The sequence below is a fragment of the Corallococcus macrosporus genome (assembly GCF_017302985.1).
Classification (GTDB): domain Bacteria; phylum Myxococcota; class Myxococcia; order Myxococcales; family Myxococcaceae; genus Corallococcus; species Corallococcus macrosporus_A.
In genome coordinates this window covers 502,522-522,616 of record NZ_JAFIMU010000006.1, presented here as the reverse complement: position 1 = coordinate 522,616, position 20,095 = coordinate 502,522, and the positions used below count along the sequence as shown (strand labels likewise).

The 20,095-nt window shown below is 70.9% G+C and carries 15 protein-coding genes; 4 read left to right on the top strand and 11 right to left on the bottom strand.

The features are described from left to right. Positions 1–4 precede the first annotated feature (4 nt). A complete protein-coding gene (locus tag JYK02_RS11880) occupies positions 5–565 on the bottom strand; it encodes a sugar O-acetyltransferase (protein ID WP_207051037.1) in 561 nt (186 codons plus the stop codon). Between the two features lie 106 nt (positions 566–671). Here JYK02_RS11880 and JYK02_RS11875 point away from each other — a divergent pair, with 106 nt between their 5' ends. Further along, a complete protein-coding gene (locus tag JYK02_RS11875; protein ID WP_207051036.1) occupies positions 672–1,445 on the top strand; it encodes an HAD family hydrolase in 774 nt (257 codons plus the stop codon). Positions 1,446–1,555: 110 nt separating this feature from the next. On the opposite strand, the gene JYK02_RS11870 is transcribed toward JYK02_RS11875, so the two are convergent. From JYK02_RS11870 to JYK02_RS11855, 4 genes are all read right to left on the bottom strand, one after another. After that, complete coding sequence (locus tag JYK02_RS11870) at positions 1,556–6,538, bottom strand: kelch repeat-containing protein (RefSeq protein WP_207051035.1); 4,983 nt, start codon at positions 6,536–6,538, stop codon at positions 1,556–1,558. A 129-nt stretch (positions 6,539–6,667) separates the two neighbouring features. Further along, positions 6,668–7,612, bottom strand: a complete 945-nt coding sequence (locus JYK02_RS11865; protein ID WP_207051034.1) for a type VI immunity family protein — start codon at positions 7,610–7,612, stop codon at positions 6,668–6,670. Positions 7,613–7,664: 52 nt separating this feature from the next. Next, on the bottom strand, positions 7,665–8,243 hold the full coding sequence (locus JYK02_RS11860) for a hypothetical protein (RefSeq protein ID WP_207051033.1): 579 nt from the start codon (positions 8,241–8,243) through the stop codon (positions 7,665–7,667). 151 nt (positions 8,244–8,394) lie between these two features. After that, the gene (locus tag JYK02_RS11855; RefSeq protein ID WP_207051032.1) at positions 8,395–9,384 is read right to left on the bottom strand and encodes a hypothetical protein; all 990 of its coding nucleotides are present in this window, start codon (positions 9,382–9,384) and stop codon (positions 8,395–8,397) included. 48 nt (positions 9,385–9,432) lie between these two features. Here JYK02_RS11855 and JYK02_RS11850 point away from each other — a divergent pair, with 48 nt between their 5' ends. Further along, entirely contained in the window at positions 9,433–10,278 is an 846-nt protein-coding gene (locus JYK02_RS11850; RefSeq protein WP_207051031.1) for a tRNA (5-methylaminomethyl-2-thiouridine)(34)-methyltransferase MnmD, read from the top strand. On the opposite strand, the gene JYK02_RS11845 is transcribed toward JYK02_RS11850, so the two are convergent. Both JYK02_RS11845 and JYK02_RS11840 read right to left on the bottom strand, forming a co-directional pair. Next, positions 10,229–10,846, bottom strand: a complete 618-nt coding sequence (locus JYK02_RS11845) for a DUF2378 family protein (protein ID WP_207051030.1) — start codon at positions 10,844–10,846, stop codon at positions 10,229–10,231. The two genes, JYK02_RS11850 and JYK02_RS11845, sit on opposite strands and share 50 nt — an antisense overlap. A gap of 79 nt (positions 10,847–10,925) precedes the next feature. After that, positions 10,926–11,918: a LysR family transcriptional regulator gene (locus tag JYK02_RS11840; protein WP_242588661.1), complete on the bottom strand. Its 993-nt coding sequence runs from the start codon at positions 11,916–11,918 to the stop codon at positions 10,926–10,928. 81 nt (positions 11,919–11,999) lie between these two features. Between JYK02_RS11840 and JYK02_RS11835 the strand changes: the two genes are divergently transcribed. Both JYK02_RS11835 and JYK02_RS11830 read left to right on the top strand, forming a co-directional pair. Next, positions 12,000–12,893 carry an NmrA family NAD(P)-binding protein gene (locus JYK02_RS11835; RefSeq protein ID WP_207051028.1) on the top strand — a complete coding sequence of 298 codons (894 nt, stop codon included), beginning with the start codon at positions 12,000–12,002 and terminating at the stop codon, positions 12,891–12,893. 123 nt (positions 12,894–13,016) lie between these two features. Then, positions 13,017–15,785, top strand: coding sequence for a bifunctional acetate--CoA ligase family protein/GNAT family N-acetyltransferase (locus tag JYK02_RS11830; protein ID WP_207051027.1), 2,769 nt, complete (start codon positions 13,017–13,019; stop codon positions 15,783–15,785). A 31-nt stretch (positions 15,786–15,816) separates the two neighbouring features. Here JYK02_RS11830 and JYK02_RS11825 read toward each other — a convergent pair whose 3' ends face one another. From JYK02_RS11825 to JYK02_RS11805, 4 genes are all read right to left on the bottom strand, one after another. Beyond that, positions 15,817–16,632 (bottom strand): hypothetical protein, encoded by an 816-nt coding sequence (locus JYK02_RS11825; RefSeq protein ID WP_242588660.1) that lies wholly within the window; start codon positions 16,630–16,632, stop codon positions 15,817–15,819. Between the two features lie 17 nt (positions 16,633–16,649). Beyond that, the gene (locus JYK02_RS11820) at positions 16,650–17,480 is read right to left on the bottom strand and encodes a hypothetical protein (protein ID WP_207051026.1); all 831 of its coding nucleotides are present in this window, start codon (positions 17,478–17,480) and stop codon (positions 16,650–16,652) included. Between the two features lie 60 nt (positions 17,481–17,540). Then, positions 17,541–19,202 carry a serine/threonine-protein kinase gene (locus JYK02_RS11810; RefSeq protein ID WP_242588659.1) on the bottom strand — a complete coding sequence of 554 codons (1,662 nt, stop codon included), beginning with the start codon at positions 19,200–19,202 and terminating at the stop codon, positions 17,541–17,543. Positions 19,203–19,328: 126 nt separating this feature from the next. Next, positions 19,329–19,958 (bottom strand): DUF4142 domain-containing protein, encoded by a 630-nt coding sequence (locus JYK02_RS11805; protein WP_207051024.1) that lies wholly within the window; start codon positions 19,956–19,958, stop codon positions 19,329–19,331. Between the last annotated feature and the right edge of the window lie 137 nt (positions 19,959–20,095).

Genomic DNA, 20,095 nt, shown 5'->3' with positions numbered 1-20,095 from the left:
CGCGCTACCGGAGGTTCCGGATGACGCGGCAGGGATTGCCGGCGGCGAAGACGTACGGGGGAATGTCCCGGGTCACCACGCTGCCCGCGCCGATGGTGGTGCCCTCTCCAATGGTGACGCCCGGGCAGATGATGGAGCCGCCGCCAATCCACACCTTCGAGCCGATGGTGATGGCGCGGCCCAGCTCCGGGCCCTTGATGCGCTCATCCGGATCCAGGGGATGCGTGGCCGCGTACACCTGCACGCCCGGACCGAAGGACACGTCGTCGCCAATCGTCACCGTGTTGCAGTCCAGGATGACGCACTGGAAGTTCATGAAGACGCGCTCGCCCAGGCGGATGTGCTCGCCGTAGTCGCAGTAGAAGGGCGGCTCGATCCACGTCCCGGCGCCCACCTTGCCCAGCAGCTCGGTGAGCAGGCTCGCCCGCTGCGGCAGCTCGTCCTGGGTGGAGTCGTTGTACTGGCGCAGGAGCTTGCGGGCGCGGGCCCGCTCGGCCATCAGCTGCGGATCGGTGGCGCTGTACAGCTCCCCCGCGAGCATCTTCTCTTTCTCGGTCCGTGCCATGCCTGGGAGTGTAGTCACGTCTTCACGTCGCGATGGTGAACAGCCCGTGCGCCGGCCACCCGGACGCGGGTGACACTGGACGGTCCGGCCAGCCAGGATGCCGGCCATGAGGATCGAGCGGGTCGAGGAGACGCTGGAGCGCATCCGTCGCGAGGTGGAGCGGACGCCGGACGGAGTGCTGGCCTTCGACGGGGACGGCACACTGTGGAGCGGGGACGTGGGCGATGACCTGTTCATGGCCCTGCTGGAGCACGGCGGCGTGCGGCCCGAGGCCCGCGCGGCGCTGGAGCAACTGGGCGCCCGCCACGGCGTGGACGCGCAGCCGGACGCGGTGACGCTGGCGCACGCGCTCTTCAAGGCGTTCGAGGCCGGGCGGCTGCCGGAGAAGGACACCTACGAGATGATGGCGTGGATCTTCGCGGGCTGGCACGCGGAGGAGGTGCGTGGCTTCGCCCAGGAGGTGGTGACGCGCAAGGGCGTGGCCCGCCGCATCCATCCCGAAGCCCGCCGCGTGCTGGAGTGGGCCCGAGGGCAGGGCGTGGACTGCTACGTGGTCAGCGCGTCGCCGCGCGCGGTGGTGGAAGCCGCGGTGCGCGAGGTGGGGCTCACGCCCGAGTTCGTGCTGGCGTGCACGCCGAGGGAAGAGGGTGGACGGTTGCGGACGTCCGTCTTCGAGCCCGTGCCCTATGGCCCCGGCAAGGTGACCTGCCTGAGGCAGCGCACGGACCGGCCGCTGTACGCCGCCTTCGGCGACAACGTGTTCGACCTGGACCTGCTCGCGGCGTCCGGCGTCCCGGTGGCCATCCGTCCCAAGGTCCGGCTGCGGGACCGCGCGGCGGAGCTGCCGGCGCTGGTGCAGCTGCAACCCGAAGAGGCCTGAAACGACCGTGCGCCGCCTCGTGGGTGAACACGAAGCAGCGCACGGTGATGGGGCCCGTGCGCCGCTCCGTGGATGACCACGAAGCGGCGTCACGTTGAGGCTTCCGGAGGTCAGCGCTCCGTCACGGGCACGAACTCCACGCGGCGGTTCGCGCTGCGGCCTTCCGGCGTCTCGTTGGACACGCGCGGACGGTCGGGGCCGAAGCCCTTCGCCTCCATGCGCGAGCCCGCGATGCCCTTCTGGATGAGGTACGCACGCACGCGGTTCGCGCGCTGCTGGCTCAACGTGCGGTTGGCTTCCTCCGGACCGCTGTTGTCCGTGTGGCCCTCGATCCGGATGTTCACCTTCGGGTTCGCCTTCAGGTAGTCCGCGATGGCGTCCAACTGCTGCTGCTCGTTCTCCTGGAACTCGGACTGGTTCACCGGGAACTGGACGATGTGGCCCAGCGGCGACGTCGTCTCCTCGGGCTGCTTCTCGGGAGGCGGCTGGGGCTGGGGCTCCTCGGGCTTCTGCTGCTTCGCGGGGCAGCCACGCTCGGACGCGGGGCCGGCCTCGTTCGGGCAGGCGTCGTCCTTGTCCGGCACGCCGTCCTTGTCCGTGTCCTTCACGGGGCAGCCGCGCTCGGACGCGGGGCCCGCCTCGTTCGGGCAGGCGTCCTCGTCATCCCGCACGCCGTCCTTGTCCGCGTCCGGCGCCGGGCAGCCGCGGTCGCGCGCCGTACCGGCTTCGTTCGGGCACTGGTCCTCGCGGTCCACCACGCCGTCGCCGTCCGAGTCCTTGTCCGGGCAGCCGTTGTTCTCCACGGAGCCGGCCTCCAGCGGGCAGCGGTCGTCCTTGTTGGCCACGCCGTCGCCGTCGTCGTCCTCGTTGGGGCACTGCTCCGGCGTGTGGCTGCGGCCGGTGCGGCAGCGGTCCACGGGCTCGGGCTCGTTCGCGTACGCGATGCCCGCACCCAGGCGGAACGACGGCGTGCCCGGGATGTCCGTGAAGCCGTGCCCCGCGAGCGCGAACGCCTCGAAGCCCGCGCCCACCGGCAGCCGCACGCCGCCCAGCAGCTCCAGCGCCAGGTCGGACTCCACGAGCGACTCGGCGGCCTGCAGCGCGATTTCACCGCGCAGCCCCTTGCCGCGCGTGGCCACCACCACGCCCTGCTCCAGCTCGGTGCCCACGTCGCGGCCCGGCTCCACTTCCTTCGAGCGGATCCGCACGCCCGCGTTGGCGCCCAGCACCACGGGACCCAGCTCGCGGCTCACCGACACGCGCGGCGCGAACTGGAACCCCGCCCAGCCCGCCTGACGGCCGAACGCGTCCGCCGAGCCGCCCGGCAGCCCGATGTCCAGGCCCAGGCCCAGGAACACCGGCGCGCCTTCCTCGCGCCGCAGCAGCTCGTAGCGCACGCCCAGCTCCGGCGTGCCCAGGCCGAACGAGTCCGGCTCGCTCACGCCCACCAGCTGCTCCGCGCCATGGCCGCCCTGCGCGATGATGACGGGCAGCTTCGCGGAGAACTCCAACCGGTCCACCGGCGACCACGCGCCAGCCAGCCAGCCCGCGGTGCGGTAGTGGAGGATGGAGCGCTCCAGTCCGTCGCTGCCCTGAAGCAGGAGGATGCCGCGCTCGTAGTTGACCATGAGGAGCAGGCGGTAGCCGCCCTCGGGGAGCACGCGGCCGGTGTCCACCAGCATCGAGTCCGTCGCCGCCGGCTGGAAGCGCAGGCGCTCCAGGTCCAGCGGGCGCAACGGGCTGGTGGGGGTCTGTCCGAAGGCGGCGGGGGAGGCGACGGTGGCCAGCAGCGCGGCCAGCGCCCAGCTCCCCCGGGCCGGCTTCCGACGGCGGCGCGAATGACTCCAGGCCGCCAGCGCGGCGAGGAGCGCCAGCGCGGACGTGGTGCCGCCGCTGCTGTCGCAGCCACCGCCGGCGATCTCCACGACCTCCGCCTGGACCCGGACCTGGAACGTGCACTGCGCGGTGTTGCCCGCGGCGTCCGTCGCGGTGACGGTGACCTGCGTGGCGCCCGGCGCGAAGGTGCTGCCCGACGCGGGCGACGACGTCACCGTCGGCGGGGACGTCACCGCGTCCGTGGCCGTGGGCTCGAACGTCACCGGCTCATTCGGACCCACCAGGACGTTGGCGGGGCAGGTCAGCGCGGGCGCCGTGGTGTCCTGCACCGTCACCGTGAACGTGCAGGTGAGGCCCGTGGAGGTCGCGGTGACCGTCGTGGTGCCCAGCGGGAAGCGCGAGCCCGACGCCTGCGAGTAGGTCACCGGCAGCCCCGCCGGCTCCAGCACCGCGGGGTCGTAGTTCACGATGGCGCCGTCCGCGCCGGTCGCCTCCGCGGTGACGTTCGCGGGGCAGGTGAGCGTCGGAACGGCGTCCACCACGTTGAGGGTCAGCGTGGCGACGTTGCTGTCGTCGGCGCAGTCCCGCACGCGGTAGGTAAAGCTGTCGGTGCCCACGTAGCCGGGCGCGGGCGTGTACTGGAGGATCCCCTGCGCGCTGGTGCCGAGCGTGCCGTGCTGCGGCTGGGTGACGACCGTATAGGTCAGCACCTGGCCGGGGTCCGGATCCGTGCCGGTCAGGGCGAGCTCCACCGCGATGTCCTTCGGCACGGTGACCGTCTGATCCGCCGCCGTCGGGGGGCGGTTGGCGACGAGGGTCACCATGCGTCCACCGGGGATGGCGTTGGCGAAGACGGACAGCCCGTAGGTGCCCAGCTGGGTTCCGGCGGGGACGGTCACCGTCGCGCGGGTCTCCGACGTGTTGCTGCTGGGGAGCGTCCAGAGGCGGCCGCCCTCGGCGCCCCGCAGCCGCACCAGCGGGAAGTCGGTGGGGGAGTCCAGGTAGCTGCCGGTGCTTCCACCCGAGATGCCGCGGAACAGCAGGCCCTCCAGGACGGTGGGGCAGCCGGCGACGAGCGTGGCCGGGTTCGTCACGGTGGGCCGCCACGCGGGGAGGGCGCTCGTGTCGTCGAACAGCTCGGCGTTGGGGGTGGCGAGGCCACCGGACAGCAGGACCTCTCCGGAGGGCAGGGCGACGGCGGACAGGCCGCCCGCGGTGGTGGGGTCCGCGACGTTGAGCCAGCGGCCGATCGTCGGGTCGTAGACCTCCGCCGTGTTGGCGTAGTCCCCATTCGTGGTGATGCCGCCCGCGACCAGCACCTTGCCGCCAGGCATCAGCGTCGCGGAGTGCAGCCAGCGCGGCTGCGCGAGCGCCGCCGCGGGAGCCCAGGTGTTCGTGGCGGGCGTGTACAGCTCCGCGGTCGTGAGCTCCACGAAGGCCGCGATGCCGCCCGCCGCGAGCACCTGACCCGACGGCAGCAGCGTCAGCGTCAGCTCGTCGCGGGCGCCCGCGAGGCTCGCCGCCGGGGCCCAGGTGTTGGTGGCGGGGTCGAAGAGCTCCGCCGAGGCCAGCTCCAGGCCGCCGCCGCCGTGTCCGCCGACGACGAGCACCCAGCCGTTCTGCAGCAGCACGGCGCGATGTCCGGCGCGCGCCGTGGTGAGCGAGCCGGCCGAGGTCCACGTGTTCGTGTCAGGCGCGTACAGCTCCGCGGTGGCGAGCACCGTGGTGTTGCTCTGGCCACCGGCGACGAGCACCCGGCCATCCGGCAGGAGCGTGGCGGTGTGCAGGTGCCGCGTGCCCAGCAGCGCCGCGGTGGGCAGCCAGGTGTTGGTCGCCGGATCGAAGCGCTCCACGGAGGCCGTGGAGGTGCTGGTGTTGCGGCCGCCCACGATGAGCACCTGCCCCGAGGTCAGCACGGTGGCGGTGGAGCGCTCGCGCGGGGTGGCGAGCGCGGGCAGGGCGCTCCAGGAATTGCTCGCGCGGTCGTACAGCTCCGCCTCGGCGGACGAGGTGAACTGGCCGCGGCCGCCCGCGACGAGCACCTGGCCGGAGGGCAGCAGCGCCACCGCCGCGTCGGTCCGGGGCGTGCCCATGGCGCCCGCGGGGGACCACCGGCTCAGGGCGGGGTCGTAGACCTCCGTCGTCGCGGAGAAGGTCGTGACCGGGGCCGAGTTGAAGCCGCCCGCGATGAACACCTTGCCACTCGGCAGCAGCGTCGCGGTGTGGTTCTCCCGGGCGACGTTCATCGTGCCCGCGGCCGTCCAGGTGCCGGTGGCGGGGTCATAGATTTCCGACTCGAGCGGCGGCGAGGCGCGGAACTCGGCGCCGCCGGTGACGAGGACGCGGCCATTGGGCAGCAGCGTGGCCGCGTGACTGGCGCGCGCGAACGCGAGGCTGCCCGTCGCGGTCCAGGTGTTGGCCACCGGGTCGTAGAGCTCCGACTGGTTCGTCGCGTTGGTTGCCGTGAAGCCGCCCGTGAAGAGCACGCGGCCGTCGGGGAGCAGGGTGCTGGAGGCGTAGTGCCGGGGGACGAGCGGGGGCGCGACGGCGGTCCAGGTGCCGGTCGCGGGGTTGTAGAGGTCCGCGCCGGGCACCTCACCGCTCCCGCTGAAGCCGCTCACCGCGAGCACCCGCCCGTCGCGCAGCCGCGTGGCGGTGTGCGCGTTGCGGCCCAGGGTCATGGCGCCGGTGGGGACGAAGGCGTTGGTGGCCGGGTCATACAGCTCCGCCGACGTGAGCCGGACGCCGCCAGGGCCGGTCCCCCCCGCCACCAGCACCTGGCCGGTGGTCAGCAGCGTGAGCGTGAAGAGGCCGCGCGGGGTCGACATGTTGCCCGTGGCGGTCCAGGCGCCCGTCGCGGGGTCGTAGAGACGTCCCGCGGTGGAGCCGTCGGTCAGCACCAGCACCTTGCCGGTGGACAGCCGCACGGCCTTCGTGACGTTGCCCTGGATACCGGTCGTGCCCGCGGAGGTCCAGGCGCCGGTGGCCGGGTCGAACAGCTCCGCCGTGGTCACGAACCCGGCGCTGTTGACGCCGTTGATGATCAGCAGCCGCCCGTCCGGGAGCAGGACGGCCGCGTGTTGTCCGCGGGCCGTCGCCATGGAAGCGGTGGCATAGAAGTCCGGCGGAGTCGCGAGGCGGGAGTGCACCGAGCGGGCGCCCTCCGGTGCCGGGCGCTCGTTCCCGCCGCAGGACAGAAGGCCCAGGCTCGTGACGAACAGCAGGAGCCCGCTCCAGACAGCGCGTTGTGACCGCATTGATGAAACCCCGATCCGCGAGGGCTGGCGCGAACGTGACCGTCGGCCCGCTGCTCGACGTAAACACTCCGGGTGGCGAATTATCAGTGCGCCGGGTGCTGGGGCAATGCGTGAAAAAATCCGGCGTGGTCATCCATCGCGTGGATCGGAGATGGCCGCTGGGGGCGGCTCCAGGAAGCGGCGCCACCAATGGCGCATCTCCTCCGGTGTGTAGCCCTCGAAGGGGACGAAGGGAGCGGAGGGCATGAGCCACGGTTCCAGGAACCGGGCCAGCTCGCGGTACGCCGGCAGCGTTTCACCCAGCTTCGTGTCGCCCGCCAGCGGAGCGGGCCCCAGGCGGATCACGGCGCGGCACCCGGTGAGCTCCTGGACGGTGGTCTCCGGATGCTGCAACCGGGCGCGGATCGCATTGGGCCCTCCCAGGGTGTCGAGGAGGGGCGCCCCCAGGAAGGTCATCCAGTGGATGCCGTCGATCCCTTCTTCCATGCCCCATGTGCTCGCGCGAGGAACATCCCAACCGGGATGCCGGACCAGATGGTCCTTGAGGAGGGGAAGGAGGCGGGACCTGCCGCGGGTGAATGACAGCGACAGTCCGGCGTGGCCCGTGGAGAAGGGAAGCGGCTCCGCCAGCGCCTGAGCCAGCTCAAAGGCCTTCTCGGGCCCCTGGTCCTCCAGGAACTGCATGGGGACCTTCACGCTCAGGACGCTGTACTCACCCGAGGGTTCGCGCCAGGGCAGCCGGGAGCGGAAGCTGAATTCATAGCCAGTGGGGTCCGACTCTCCGCCAATGAGATGAACCCATGTGTCGAAGCCCCGCTTGGTCAAGGTCCGGAACCAGAAGGAGTCCTGCTCCATCTCATCCAGATGCTCGAATCGGGATTTCTCGATATGGCGTCGGGCTTCCTCCCAGAACTCAGGCGTGAGCGGAAATGCGGCCTCACTGATGTCGGGATCCTCTCCCGAGGTCAGTGCTCCGCCACCGGCAGAAATGAACGCGAGATAGGTGTCGAGGGTTCGTCGTAGGACCGGTGCCAGCGTTCTGTGGTCATGCGGCAAGTAGAAGACGATGCGCACGACCAATTGGACCCTGGGAAGTACAGAGGCAAAGTGTTGAAGGAATGGATACCTATTCACGCACAACTCCAAGCTGGGGCGTGATGATGGCGGGCTTGCACTTTCCTCCCAGATCCTCATAGCGAGACATCTGTCTTCGAGTATCGCCGCTGGTGAACGGTTCGGCCTTACTGTTCCCTGTGCACGGGAATTTGAGGTCGAAGATGCATTGGATCTGGAGCGGCTGGTTCGTAGCATGAAGGACGACGTCGGGCTTCTTCGAGCCCGTCCATTGGTTCGTCAAGGCAGGGCCACCAGACTTTGCGTCGCCACTGTAGCGAGGCTCAATCGAGACATTTTCGGGGAAGAGCCGGAGGACTTCTCTCCGTACACATGCGAAGGCAACCTCGTGCTTCATCGTCCCGAGTTCGGCCTGCCGTCGGATGGGGTCCCCGTTCTTGTTGTAGCCGACCACTCGCATGCACTCCTTGTCGTCCGGGATCTTCCCTTCGCCGTACTCGCGTTCATTGACGATACGGTTCGCTTCCTTGGAGCACTCCACAAGCAGGTGCTCGATGCGTGCTACGTCCGCCGCCTCCAGCACCTTCATTGCTGCGCCGGCGGTCGCTGCCGCCCTGGCGGCCTTGTCCACCCATGGGAGGAACGCTTCGTCCCCTGGCTGCGTGTAGCAGGTGGGATTTCGAAGGCATCCATTGGTCGCGGAGTTCGTCTGCGCATACCGCGTCGGCGCAGATGCGCACGACAGGCAGAGCAGGGCGACCAGTCCACCCAGGAGCCGCATCTCAATCATCGTCCTCGCCCACGTCATGCGCGGCCGCGTTGAACAGGCCGAAGCCTCCGGCCTCCTCGCTCGAGATGTCGGCCCGGCGCAGCGCGGGGGAGTCCTGGGTCTGGCCCACCGCCATCCAGCGGGGCGCGGCCAGCAGCACCCCTTCCTTCGGCAGCTCCGGCAACAGGTGCTCCAGGTCCCCGAGGATGAACTCCGCGTGCCCCACGTCCTCGGGCTCCATCAGCCCTTCCGGTGGACGCCACGGTCCTCCGTCCAGGTGGCCGAAGGGGAAGCTCCCCGTGCCGCTCGCGCCCCCGTAACCTCCCTCCAGCAACTGCCGCGTCCGCGCCTCGCTCCCCGTCACCGCCGGCAGGCAGACGCGCGTCAGCCACTCCCAGGTCGCCGAGCCCTGCTCCACGGGCCAGTCCAGCTCCACCGTGTCGTCCGCCTTCGCCAGCAACGCGTCGATGTACGCACACGCCGCGCGCGGCCCCAGCACGCCGCCCCTTCGCGCCTCCTCCACCGCCTCCGGCCACAGCTCCTCGCGGTAGTAGTGCGCGAAGTAGAACCCCGGCTCCTCCCACTCCGGACACACGCCCCGGGGCAGCTTCGCCAGCACCAGCCCGCTCGACAGGTACGCCGGCCCGGTGGTCCGGGGATGGAACTGGCTGAACGCGAAGCGGAACACCCTCACCGCCAGCCCCGCTTCCTCCGTCGCCTCCAGTTCCTCCGGACAGCCCGCCCGCAGGTGGAAGTCGTCGAAGCGCAGGAACACGTCCACCCCGATGCCCACCGCGTTCTGACACAGCGACTCCAGGCACGCCGCCAGCGGATGACCCGCGCTCACGGACTCGGAGGCCTCCCACGCGGCGTCCTGGATGAGCCGCGTCCCGGCGTCCACCCGGAGCGACAGCCGCACCCGGCCTCCCGCGAAGGGCGCCTCCCCGTGCCGCACGTCCTCTCCGTGAAGCGCGCCGCGATGTTCCTGCCCTGGAGTCCTCATGCTAGGCACCCATCCTTTCCCACACATCCCCTCCAGGCCAGGAGCCCCATGTCCGAGCCCTCCCATCCGCGCGACGGCGACTTCGAGCTCGTCACCCTGCGCAACGGCCACCGCGCCGTGCGCCACCTGGGCCATGGCGAGGTCATGCACCCCGCGGTCGGTCCGTGGCAGGAGGCCCTGCGCCTCTACGTGGATCAGCCCGGCCTCGCGGACCGCCTGCGCCAGCCCGGCCCGCCGCTCGTCATCCACGACGTGGGCCTGGGCGCCGCCACCAACGCCGTCGCCGCGCTCACCCGCGCCCGCGACCTGGGCCCCCAGCGAGCCCGCGACCTGCACGTCGTCAGCTTCGAGGTGGACCTGGCCCCGCTGCGCCTGGCGCTCGCGGACGCGGAGGGCTTCCCGTTCCTCCAGCCGTTCCGCGAAGCCTGTGAAGCCCTCATGAAGCACGGCGCCTGGAGCGAGCCCGGCATCCGCTGGGAGCTCAAGCTGGGCGACGCGGTGCCCTTCCTGGAGGCGGAACTGCCCCCCGCGGACCTCGTCTTCTTCGACCCGTTCTCACCCGCGTCCAACCCGGACATGTGGACCGAAGGCGTCCTCGCCCGGGTGCGCCGGCACTGCCGGGAGGACGGGGAGGGCGCCCTGCTGATGACCTACAGCGCGGCCACACCCACCCGCGTCACGCTGCTGCTCGCGGGGTTCTACGTGGGCGCCGGCGTGTCCACCGGCACCAAGGGGGAGACCACCGTGGCCTCGACCCGCTACGAATCCCTGGCCGCCCCGCTGGGGACCCGGTGGCTGGAGCGCTGGGAGCGCTCGTCCTCCCGGGCCCCGCATGGGGGCACCCTCACGCCTGAGGTCGAGCGTCGCCTGAGGACCCATCCTCAGTGGCGCTGAGCGCTGTCTCCACGGGGGCCTCGCTCCAGCGCAGGTGGAACGTGGCCGCCGTGCCGTCGAACTCCTCCGGCAGCGCCACCACCCGCCAGCCCCCGCACAGCGCCACCGCGCGCGCCAGCAACCCCGCCGCGAACGTCGGCTGATCCGCCAGCACGTCGTTCATCCACAGCTCCAGCGAAGTCGCGCTGCGCTCCACGATTTTGACTTCACTGAAGTTGTTGCCGGCGCGAAAGCCCACGTCCGCGCGCAGCAGCATCCTCCGGGGACCGGCCAGCCGGCCCACGCCCAGCAGGGCGCGGCCAAAGAAGGTGCCGAAGTAGGCGTCCATGAAGCGCTCGCCCAGGGAGTAGTACGCGGCCTCCGCGGGGACGCCGCCATAGACGTGGCCGGCGGCGATGCGCAGGAACTCCCGCCACTGCTCCAGCGAGTAGGTGCGCTCCAGCTTGCGGTCGAGGTCCAGCCCGGCCCGCTTCAGGTGCTCACGGCAGGCGGGGGTCAGCCGGTTCTCCAGCGCTCGGACGAAGAGCGCGTCGACGGTCTGGGCGAAGACAAGCTTCTCAGGATTCATGCGGAGCACCCTACACGATGCCCCCCATGCGATGCTCCCCCACCTGTGTACTGACGTTCAGTGTCGCGCCCCCCGAGTGTCAGGAAGCTGGCGCGCGCCGCACCCTTCGTGAACTCCGGGTGTTTTCAGACCCCGCGTTCACGGCCCGTTGCACCAGTCCGCGCAGCCACTGGTGCGCGGGGTCGCCGTCGAAGCGCTCGTGCCAGACCTGGATGATGTCGAAGGACGGCACCGGGATGGGCGGGGGGAACACCTGGAGTGCATATGCATCGCTGAACGCGGCGATGAGGCGGCGGGGCGCGGTGAGGACGTAATCCGAGCGCGACACCGCCAGCGGGGCGATGAGGAAGTAGGGCACCCGCAGGGCGATGCGGCGCGGGGGCAGACCGCGCTTCGCGAGGACGGCGTCCACCGCGCCAAAGCCGTCGCCACGGGGGCTGATGAGGATGTGGGACAGCTTCAGGTAGGTGTCCAGGTCCAGCGTGCGGCGCACGGTGGGGTGGTCCCTGCGCACCACGCAGACGAAGTCCTCGGTGAGCAGCTTCTTCTGGCGAAGCCCCGCCCCGGTCTCCACCGGCGGCGTGACGACGGTCAGGTCCACGCCGCCCGTCTCCATGAGCGCGGGGTACGTGTGGTTGTCCACGTGCTGCACGATGAGGTCCACGCCGGGGGCTTCACGGCCCAGCAGCTCCAGCGCGCCCGGCAGCAGCACGGTCCCGAAGTAGTCGCGCGTGGCCACGGTGAAGCGGCGGGACGCGGTGGCGGGCTCGAAGGGGGGCTCGTGCCTCAGCGCCCGCCGCAGCTCCGCCAGCCCCCGCCGCAGCGGCGCCACGAGCTGCTCCGCGCGCGGCGTCAGCACCATGCCGCCCCGGCCCCGGATGAGGAGCGCGTCACCCAAGAGCTCCCGCAGCTGGGCGAGCGCGTGGCTCATCGCGGACTGGGTGAGGCCCACGCGGGCCGCGGCGCGGGTGACGTGCGCCTCCTGGAGCAGCGCGTCCAGCGCCACCATCAGGTTGAGGTTGATGCCGGAGAGGTCCACCTCCTCGGTGGAGGTTTCATGCGCGCGGTGCATGGGCACATGCATAGCATGCAGTGGCCTCATGGCGGGCGCGGGGGCACTGTTGCGCCATCCCGAAGTCGCTGGAGGCACCCCATGTCCATCGTCATCAACACCCCGAACGGCAACATCGGTCGTCCCCTCGTGGAGAAGCTCTTGAAGGCCGGCCGCAAGGTCACGGTCATCTCCCGCACGCCGGAGAAGGTGGCGGACCTGGTGAAGCTGGGCGCCAAGGTGGTGCAGGGCTCCATCGACGAGCAGGCCACGCTGGACGCGGCCCTCCCGGGCGCGGAGGCGCTGTTCTGGCTGGCTCCGCCCGCGGCCCGTCCGGACTTCGTGCAGTGGGCCACGGCCACGGGCCGGATGGCCGCCGAGCGCGTGAAGGCGCACGGCGTGAAGCGCGTGGTGCTCATCTCCAGCATCGGCGCGCAGACCGGGCCGGGCACGGGGCCGGTGGCCGCGCTGAAGCCCATTGAAGAGGCCTTCCAGGCGGCGGCCCCCAACGTCGTCAGCCTGCGCGCGGGCTTCTTCATGGAGAACCTGCTGCGCGACGTGCAGGGGCTGACGAAGACGGGCGCGCTCTTCAGCGTGAACGGGGAGACGCAGGCCTTCCCCATGGTCGCGACGGCGGACATCGCGGCGAAGGCCTTCGAGTACCTCACGGACACCTCGTGGACGGGCCACCGCTACGTGGGCGTGCACGGGCCCAAGGACGTCACCTATCCGGAGATCGCCAGCGTCCTGACCCAGGTGCTGGGCCAGCCCGTGAAGTACGTGCGGGTGGGGCTGGAGGACGTGCGCAACGGCATGACGGGCGCGGGCATGCCCTCGTGGATGGCGGACGTCTACGTGGAGATGTACGGCGCCGTCCTGGACGGGCGCATGGTCGCGGCCGAGCCGCGCTCGAAGGAGACGACCACGCCCACCACGCTGGCGGAGTTCGCCAGCACCGTGCTCAAGCCGGCGGTGGAGCGGGCGCGCGCGTCGTAGGGTGCCGCTGGAAAACGGACAGGGGAGCGTGCGACGCCCCGTCCTCTTCCTCCCGACTGGTGCACGATGGGGGCCGACCGGAGATTGACGCCGGTACGGCCACCCACCGAACACGAGCGCACCATGGACGAGCAGCGCCCCACCACGCCCCCGGCCCGGACGGACCCCTCCATCGACCTGCTCCACCAGCGCACGCGTCAGCCGCTGGAGGTCCTCTTCTCCCCGCGCAGCGTCGCGGTGGTGGGGGCGAGCGAGCGCCCCGGCAGCGTGGGCCGCACCGTCCTGTGGAACCTCATCAGCAGCCCGTTCGGCGGCACCGTCTATCCCGTCAACCCGCAGCGCCCCAACGTGCTCGGCATCAAGGCGTGGCCTTCGCTGCGCGCGCTGCCGGAGCCCGTGGACCTGGCCGTCATCGTCACCCCCGCGAAGTCCGTGCCGGCCATCATCCGTGAGTGCGCGGAGATGGGCGTCAAGGGCGCCATCATCATCTCCGCGGGCTTCAAGGAGACGGGGCCGGAGGGCGTGAAGCTGGAGCAGGAGGTCTTGCGCATCGCGCAGGCCGCGAACCTGCGCATCATCGGCCCCAACTGCCTGGGCGTGATGCGCCCCACGGGCGGCTTCAACGCCACCTTCGCCAAGGGCATGGCCCGCCCCGGCAACGTGGCCTTCATCAGCCAGTCCGGCGCGCTGCTCACGTCCATCCTGGACTGGAGCCTGCGCGAGGCCGTGGGCTTCAGCGCCTTCGTGTCCGTGGGCTCCATGCTGGACGTGGGCTGGGGGGACCTCATCGACTTCCTCGCGGATGATCCGATGACGCGCTCCATCCTGCTGTACATGGAGTCCATCGGTGACGCGCGCGCCTTCCTGTCCGCCGCGCGCGAGGTGGCCCTCACCAAGCCCATCATCGTCATCAAGGCCGGCCGCACCGCGCAGGCCGCGCAGGCCGCCGCGTCGCACACCGGCACGCTCGCCGGCAGCGACGAGGTGCTCTCCGCCGCCTTCCGCCGCGCGGGCGTGCTGCGCGTGGACTCCATCGAGGACCTCTTCCACATGGCGGAGGTGCTGGCCCGCGAGCCCCGGCCCTCCGGCCGCAGGCTCACGCTGCTCACCAACGCGGGCGGCCCCGCCGTGCTCGCCACGGATGCGCTCGTGTCCGGTGGCGGCGAGCTGGCCGTGCTGTCCGACGACACCCGGAAGCAACTGGACGGCTTCCTGCCGCCGCCGTGGAGCCACGCCAACCCGGTGGACATCCTGGGAGACGCGGACGCGGAGCGCTACGCGAAGGCGCTGGAGACGACCGGCGCGGACCCCAACAGCGACGGCCTGCTCGTCATCCTCACGCCGCAGGACATGACGGAGCCCACCAAGACGGCGGACCGCCTCAAGGGCTACGCGAAGCTGCCCGGCAAGCCCGTGCTCGCGAGCTGGATGGGCGGTTCCGAGGTCGCCGCGGGCGAGCGCATCCTCAACGACGCGGGCATCCCGACCTTCGGCTACCCGGACACCGCGGCCCGCGTCTTCAACTACATGTGGCGCTACTCGGACAACATCGCCGGGCTCTATGAGACGCCCACGCTGGCGGAGGAGCCCACCGGCGGCGGCCGCGACGTGGCGCGCGCCCTGGTGGACGAGGCCCGCGCCTCCGGCCGCACCCTGCTGTCCGAGTACGAGTCCAAGCGCCTCCTGGCCGCCTACGGCATCCCCACCGTGGAGACGTGGCTCGCCACCTCCGAGGACGAGGCGGTGGCGAAGGCGCACACGCTGGGCTTCCCCGTGGTGCTCAAGCTGCACTCGCTCACGGTGACGCACAAGACGGACGTGGGCGGCGTGCGCCTGGACCTGCGCGACGAGCAGCGCGTGCGCGAGGCGTTCCGCGCCATCCGCGACGCGATGGCGGAGCGGGGGCTCCAGGACGGGTTCGACGGCGTCACCGTGCAGCCCATGGTGAAGCTGGACGGCTACGAGCTGATTGTCGGCAGCAGCCTGGACGCGCAGTTCGGCCCGGTGCTGCTCTTCGGCGCGGGCGGCACGCTGGTGGAGGTGATGCAGGACCGGGCCCTGGGCCTGCCGCCCCTCAACACCACGCTGGCGCGCCGGATGATGGAGCGCACGCGCATCCACCACGCGCTCAAGGGCGTGCGCGGCCGGGCGCCCGTGGACCTGGGCGCGCTGGAGCGCTTGATGGTGCGCTTCAGCCAGTTGGTGGTGGAGCAGCCCTTCATCCGCGAGCTGGACATCAACCCGCTGCTCGTCTCCGCGGAGCGCATCATCGCGCTGGACGCGCGCGTGGTGCTGCACCCGCCGGACGTCCCGGCCTCGGCCCTGCCGAAGCTCGCCATCGAGCCGTACCCGCACCAGTACGCGCAGGTGCTCACGCTGAAGAACGGCGAGCAGCTCCTCGTGCGTCCCATCCGCCCGGAGGACGAGCCCGCCATGGGCCGCTTCCATCAGGCCCTGTCCGAACAGACGGTGTTCATGCGCTACGCGGGCCTGATGAAGCTCAGCCAGCGCGTGGCCCACGAGCGCCTGGCGCGCATCTGCTTCAACGACTACGCGCGGGAGATGGCGCTCGTCGCGGAGCGGCCGTCACCGGACGGGAAGGGCGGGGGAGAAATCCTGGCGGTGGGCCGGCTCACGCGCCTGCGCGGCACGAAGGACGCGGAGTTCGCCATCACCGTGAGCGACACGGCGCAGCGGCTGGGCCTGGGCACGGAGCTGTTGCGGCGGCTGGTGGACATCGGCCGGGACTGGGGCCTGCGCCGCATCGTCGCGGACATCCTCGCGCGCAACCGCGGCATGCAGGCCGTCAGCAAGAAGCTGGGGTTCACCCTCGTGGAGCACGAGGAGCTGGCCCCGGACATGGTGAAGGCCGTGAAGGTGCTCAACGGCTGACCGTGCCCGGGGCCATCACGGCCTCACGGCACTACACGTCGTCGCAGGGCGTGCCCAGCCGCGCGCCCGTGTAGACGCCCAGCTCGTTGTAGATGAACGGCAGGTTCTCACCCACCGGCACCGCGCGCAGCTTCTGGCGCTTGCTCTTCACCACCCAGAACGACGGCTCCTCGCGGTCCACCACGAGGCGCAGGTCGCCGCCCTGCGTGGAGAAGATCTCCCCCTGCGAGTCGGTGACGACGTTGAGCATCTTCTGCTGCTTCACCTGGCCGCGCTGGCCCGTGAAGATGCGGAAGCTCTTGTTGTCCGCGCCGATGCCGCGCTCCACCAGGTAGTACGTGCCCTTGTCGTCGCGCAGCAGCGCGTACGGCTGGAACTTCACCGGGCTGGGCTGGTAGGCGGCCTTGCGCAGCAGCTCCTTCGCCTGATCCGCGGGCACCGGCTGCTGGGGCAGGCTCTTCTCCCCGCAGCTGAGCGTGCACGTCTTGGCGTCCTCGCTGAGCCGCAGATAGGAGACGACGCGGTAGTCCATGCCGCGGAAGTTGTCGTTGGCCTTGGGGTTGAAGAAGCGGGGCTCGAAGAACATCCCCTCCCTGCTGTCGGGGTAGCCCACGGGAGCGACCTGCGTGAACGTCTTGCCGTCCCCGTAGTACAGCTCGCCGTCGTGCTCCGGCGTGTGCGGGACGATGACCGTGTAGTGGCCCTTGCCGTCCGCGCAGACCCTGGCGGACTCCAGCACCATGCGCTCACGGAGCTTCTGCTCCTTGCCCCAGGGGGGATCCAGCGCGAGCGCGGCTTGCGGGGCCAGGACGAGCCCCAGGGCGATGACCATGTGTCGAAGCGTCATGTCGGTGGGCTTTCGTTCTAGAGGTTGTCGGTGAAGAAGGAGGTGGCGGCGTCCGGCTGGACCGTGTCCCGCTCGGTCACGGACCAGATGACCTTCTGGGCCTCCAGCTTCAGCGCGGCCTGCGCGTCCATGCGGCACTCCACCGCCTGGAGCTTCTGCTGGACGGCGCGCTTGGCCTCGTCGGAGCGCTCACACAGCTTCTGGAGCGACTCCAGCGGGCCCACGCAGTAGCTGCCGAAGGAGATGTCGTTGATCTGCGCGTCCGTGACGGAGTCCCAGGCCACGGTGGGCGTCAGCTTGGAGCCGCACGCCTTGTTCGTCTCCGCGGCCGCCTCCGCGAGCTGCACCTCCGCCTGGTTCGCCCAGAACTTGCGGTCGAACGCGAGCATCGACTGGTACTTCTTGTCGCCTTCCAGGTCCTGGTAGCGCTCGAAGACCTTCTCCACCTTCAGCGCGCCCGTCTTCGCCGTGTCCGGCTTCAGGTGCGTGTAGCCCGTGTGGTTCACGTCGCTGAAGATGAGGTCCTCGTAGCCGCCCCGGTCCTCCACGGAGACGAAGCGCTGCTTGCGGCCGCGCCACGGCGTCCAGTACTCCGTCTTGCGCCGCTCCTGGTCCACCGAAGCGACGAGCACCTGGCCATCCAGCTCGCTCTTCGTGCCCTCGAACATCACCAGCGCCTTCTTCGAATCACCGGGCTCCAGCCCGATGAGGGTGACGCGCTCGCCCGCCTCGTTGGAATACACCTTGCCGGTGGCGGGCTTCGTGCCCGCCACGGCGCTGTCGGGACGCACGCCCCGGGAACACCCCAGGGACAGCGCCACGACCCCCACTGCCAGTAGGACTCTCACGACGACTCCTTGAATTGCGGGCGCGCCCCCGCTCTGGAGCTTCCGCGCGCCCGGACGACCCTAGAGGTCGATATCGTACTGCGAACAGTATTGTCGGACCCTTGGACGTTCCGTTGCCGGGACCCGGGTCCATTGTGCTCGCGCGTTCGCCAGGTCGTGCTGCTGGCAGTACACGCGGGTGAGCAGCGCGAAGGACAGGCCGGTGATCTTCGTGCGCTGGCTGCGCCGGATGTGACGCAGCGCTTCCGACGTGTTCGACGCGTCCAGCGCCTTCTGCGCGGACGCCAGGTCCTCGCGCACGCTGTCCGGCATGGACTCGGTCGCGCCGCCACCGCGCGGCCCCTTGGTCCGGGTCGCCACCGTGGGCGGATCCTCCGGCTCCACGAGCGGCCGCTTCTCCTCGGGCGCCGTCTGCTGCTGCGGCGGCGGTGCGACCGGATCCGCGGGGGGCTCCACGGGCGGCTTCTGATCCACGGGCTGCGTCACCACGGCCGCGACGGGGGCCGTGGGCGCCGGCGGATTCACCGCGACGGGGGTGGGCGGGGTCGTCGTGCCCGCGCCCTTCCAGAAGAAGGCGACGGCGAACGCGATGATGACGGCCAGGCCCACCGCCACGGCCACCGGCCACTTCGGGCGGGGACGGGCCAGGGGCTGCGCGGGCAGGGACGCGGTCTGGGGCCCGGCGGGGGACGCGTCGTGGCCGGCGTGGGGGCGCATGCCCACCGTGGGGATGTGCTCCTCCCGGTCCACCGGACGCGACACGGGAGTCGGGGCCGTGGGCGCGGTGGGGCGCGAGCGCTGCTCCGGCTTCGCTTCCGCGAGCGTCTGGAGCGGGCTGCCCGTCAGCTCCAGGATGAAGGAGCCCACGTCCGGGTAGCGGTCCTCCGGCTTCTTCGCCATCGCGCGGGAGATGGCGGCCACCACGTTCGGCGGCGTGCCCGGCGCAAGCGTCAGCAGCGGCGGCGGTTCCAGGTGGACGATTTGATAGATGAGCTCCGCGACGTTGTCGCCGGAGTAGGGCGGCCGGCCCGCGAGCATCTCGTAGACGATGCAGCCGAACGCGAAGAGGTCCGTGCGCGCGTCCACGTTGCTGTTCTGGCCCATGGCCTGCTCGGGGGCCATGTACTGCGGCGTGCCCATCAGCACGGAGTCCAGCGTCATCACCGTGCGCGCGTCCACGAGCTTGGAGATGCCGAAGTCGAGCAGCTTCACGCGCTCGCCCACGACGCCGCCGGCCTCCGTGGGCACGAGGAACACGTTGCCCGGCTTCAGGTCGCGGTGCACCACGCCCGCGCGGTGCGCCGCCTGCAACGCCGCGCCCATCTGCCGCGCGATGGAGAAGACCTCCTCCAGCGGCAGCTGCTTCTGCTTGCGCAGCCGGCGCGACAGGCCTTCGCCGCGCAGGTACTCCATCACCATGAAGGGCGTGCCGTCCTCCAGGGTGTCGAAGTCCAGCACCTCCACGATGTTCGGGTGCCCCAGCCGGGAGGCGATCTCCGCCTCGCGCCGGAAGCGCACCGCGACTTCTTCCGACAGCGCCTCCGCGCCGTGCAGCACCTTGATGGCGACCTGCTTGCCCGGCAGCCGCAGGTGGCGCGCGAGGAACACCGCGCCCATGCCGCCCTTGCCCAGCACGGTGCCAATCTCATACGTGGCGCGCAGGATCCTTCCCGTCGTCAACGGCTCGGACTGCGCGGAGGTCGGTTCGGTGGGCTTTTGCATCGGCGGTCCGATTTCCTACTAAACCGGGCCGACACGATTGGAAAGCACCCGGGTCGAATCCTCCCCCACGGGTCGTTTCAGCGGGCTCGGGTTCTCACGTTTTGAGAACCCGAGCCGCTTCAAGTCTCAAGGCATGGCGGGCGGCATCACCAGGCCGGACTGGAGGTCCGTCGCAGCGTCGATGTGCATCTGCACCGCCTGCCGCTCGTTCTCCAGCTCCTGCTTCAGGGCCGTGTTGGCGGCCTGCGGTGTCAGCAGGCTGTCGCCGATGAAGGCCGTGCGCGCATGCGCGTTGAGCTGGGCGCTGATCAGCGCCAGGTCCAGCGCGGCGCCCGTGGGGGCGTTCGGCCCCTGGAGGACGAGCATGATCTGCTGGACCTCCGTCTGCAGCTGGAGGCTCAGCGCGCTGTCCTCGGGGACGATGCCCTCGGTGGCGAGCAGCGCGTCCAGCCGTTGTTTGACGGCGGTGTGCTCCGTCACCATCTGCTCATTGAACGCGCGGATGCTCGGATCCGTGGCGATGGGCGCTGCGTACTGGCCGAGCATCACCTCGCCCTCGTTGGCCACCTGCAGGACGCGTGCGATCTGCGCGTCGGTGAGCGTGAGCACCACGCCCGCGTCGCTGCCCGCGTCCGGGACCTGCTGCTGGGGCGCGTCCTGCGGCGCCGGATCCTTGTTCGCGTCGCTTCCGCACCCGTAGCCCAGCGCCAGCGCGCCCGCCAGCACCGTCCCCACCCAGAATTTCGCTGTCCGCATGTCTCAACCCCCCGTGAATGTCGCGGGGGCAGGATGGGGAGGGGCCACGCCCGGGGCCATGCGCGCTTCAGCCGTTGCCACTGTGCCCGGGTGCACAGGCCGGGCAGCCAGGGGACCTGTCCGGGCGCCGGGAGGGG

What these genes read in the sequence shown, in the direction of transcription:
- JYK02_RS11835 (WP_207051028.1), top strand. Translation starts at nt 12,000, where the DNA reads ATGTCCATCGTCATCAACACCCCGAACGGCAACATCGGTCGTCCCCTC.
- JYK02_RS11810 (WP_242588659.1), bottom strand. Translation starts at nt 19,202, where the DNA reads ATGCAAAAGCCCACCGAACCGACCTCCGCGCAGTCCGAGCCGTTGACG.
- JYK02_RS11850 (WP_207051031.1), top strand. Translation starts at nt 9,433, where the DNA reads ATGTCCGAGCCCTCCCATCCGCGCGACGGCGACTTCGAGCTCGTCACC.
- JYK02_RS11855 (WP_207051032.1), bottom strand. Translation starts at nt 9,384, where the DNA reads ATGAGGACTCCAGGGCAGGAACATCGCGGCGCGCTTCACGGAGAGGAC.
- JYK02_RS11805 (WP_207051024.1), bottom strand. Translation starts at nt 19,958, where the DNA reads ATGCGGACAGCGAAATTCTGGGTGGGGACGGTGCTGGCGGGCGCGCTG.
- JYK02_RS11875 (WP_207051036.1), top strand. Translation starts at nt 672, where the DNA reads ATGAGGATCGAGCGGGTCGAGGAGACGCTGGAGCGCATCCGTCGCGAG.
- JYK02_RS11845 (WP_207051030.1), bottom strand. Translation starts at nt 10,846, where the DNA reads ATGAATCCTGAGAAGCTTGTCTTCGCCCAGACCGTCGACGCGCTCTTC.
- JYK02_RS11830 (WP_207051027.1), top strand. Translation starts at nt 13,017, where the DNA reads ATGGACGAGCAGCGCCCCACCACGCCCCCGGCCCGGACGGACCCCTCC.
- JYK02_RS11870 (WP_207051035.1), bottom strand. Translation starts at nt 6,538, where the DNA reads ATGCGGTCACAACGCGCTGTCTGGAGCGGGCTCCTGCTGTTCGTCACG.
- JYK02_RS11840 (WP_242588661.1), bottom strand. Translation starts at nt 11,918, where the DNA reads ATGCACCGCGCGCATGAAACCTCCACCGAGGAGGTGGACCTCTCCGGC.
- JYK02_RS11880 (WP_207051037.1), bottom strand. Translation starts at nt 565, where the DNA reads ATGGCACGGACCGAGAAAGAGAAGATGCTCGCGGGGGAGCTGTACAGC.
- JYK02_RS11825 (WP_242588660.1), bottom strand. Translation starts at nt 16,632, where the DNA reads ATGACGCTTCGACACATGGTCATCGCCCTGGGGCTCGTCCTGGCCCCG.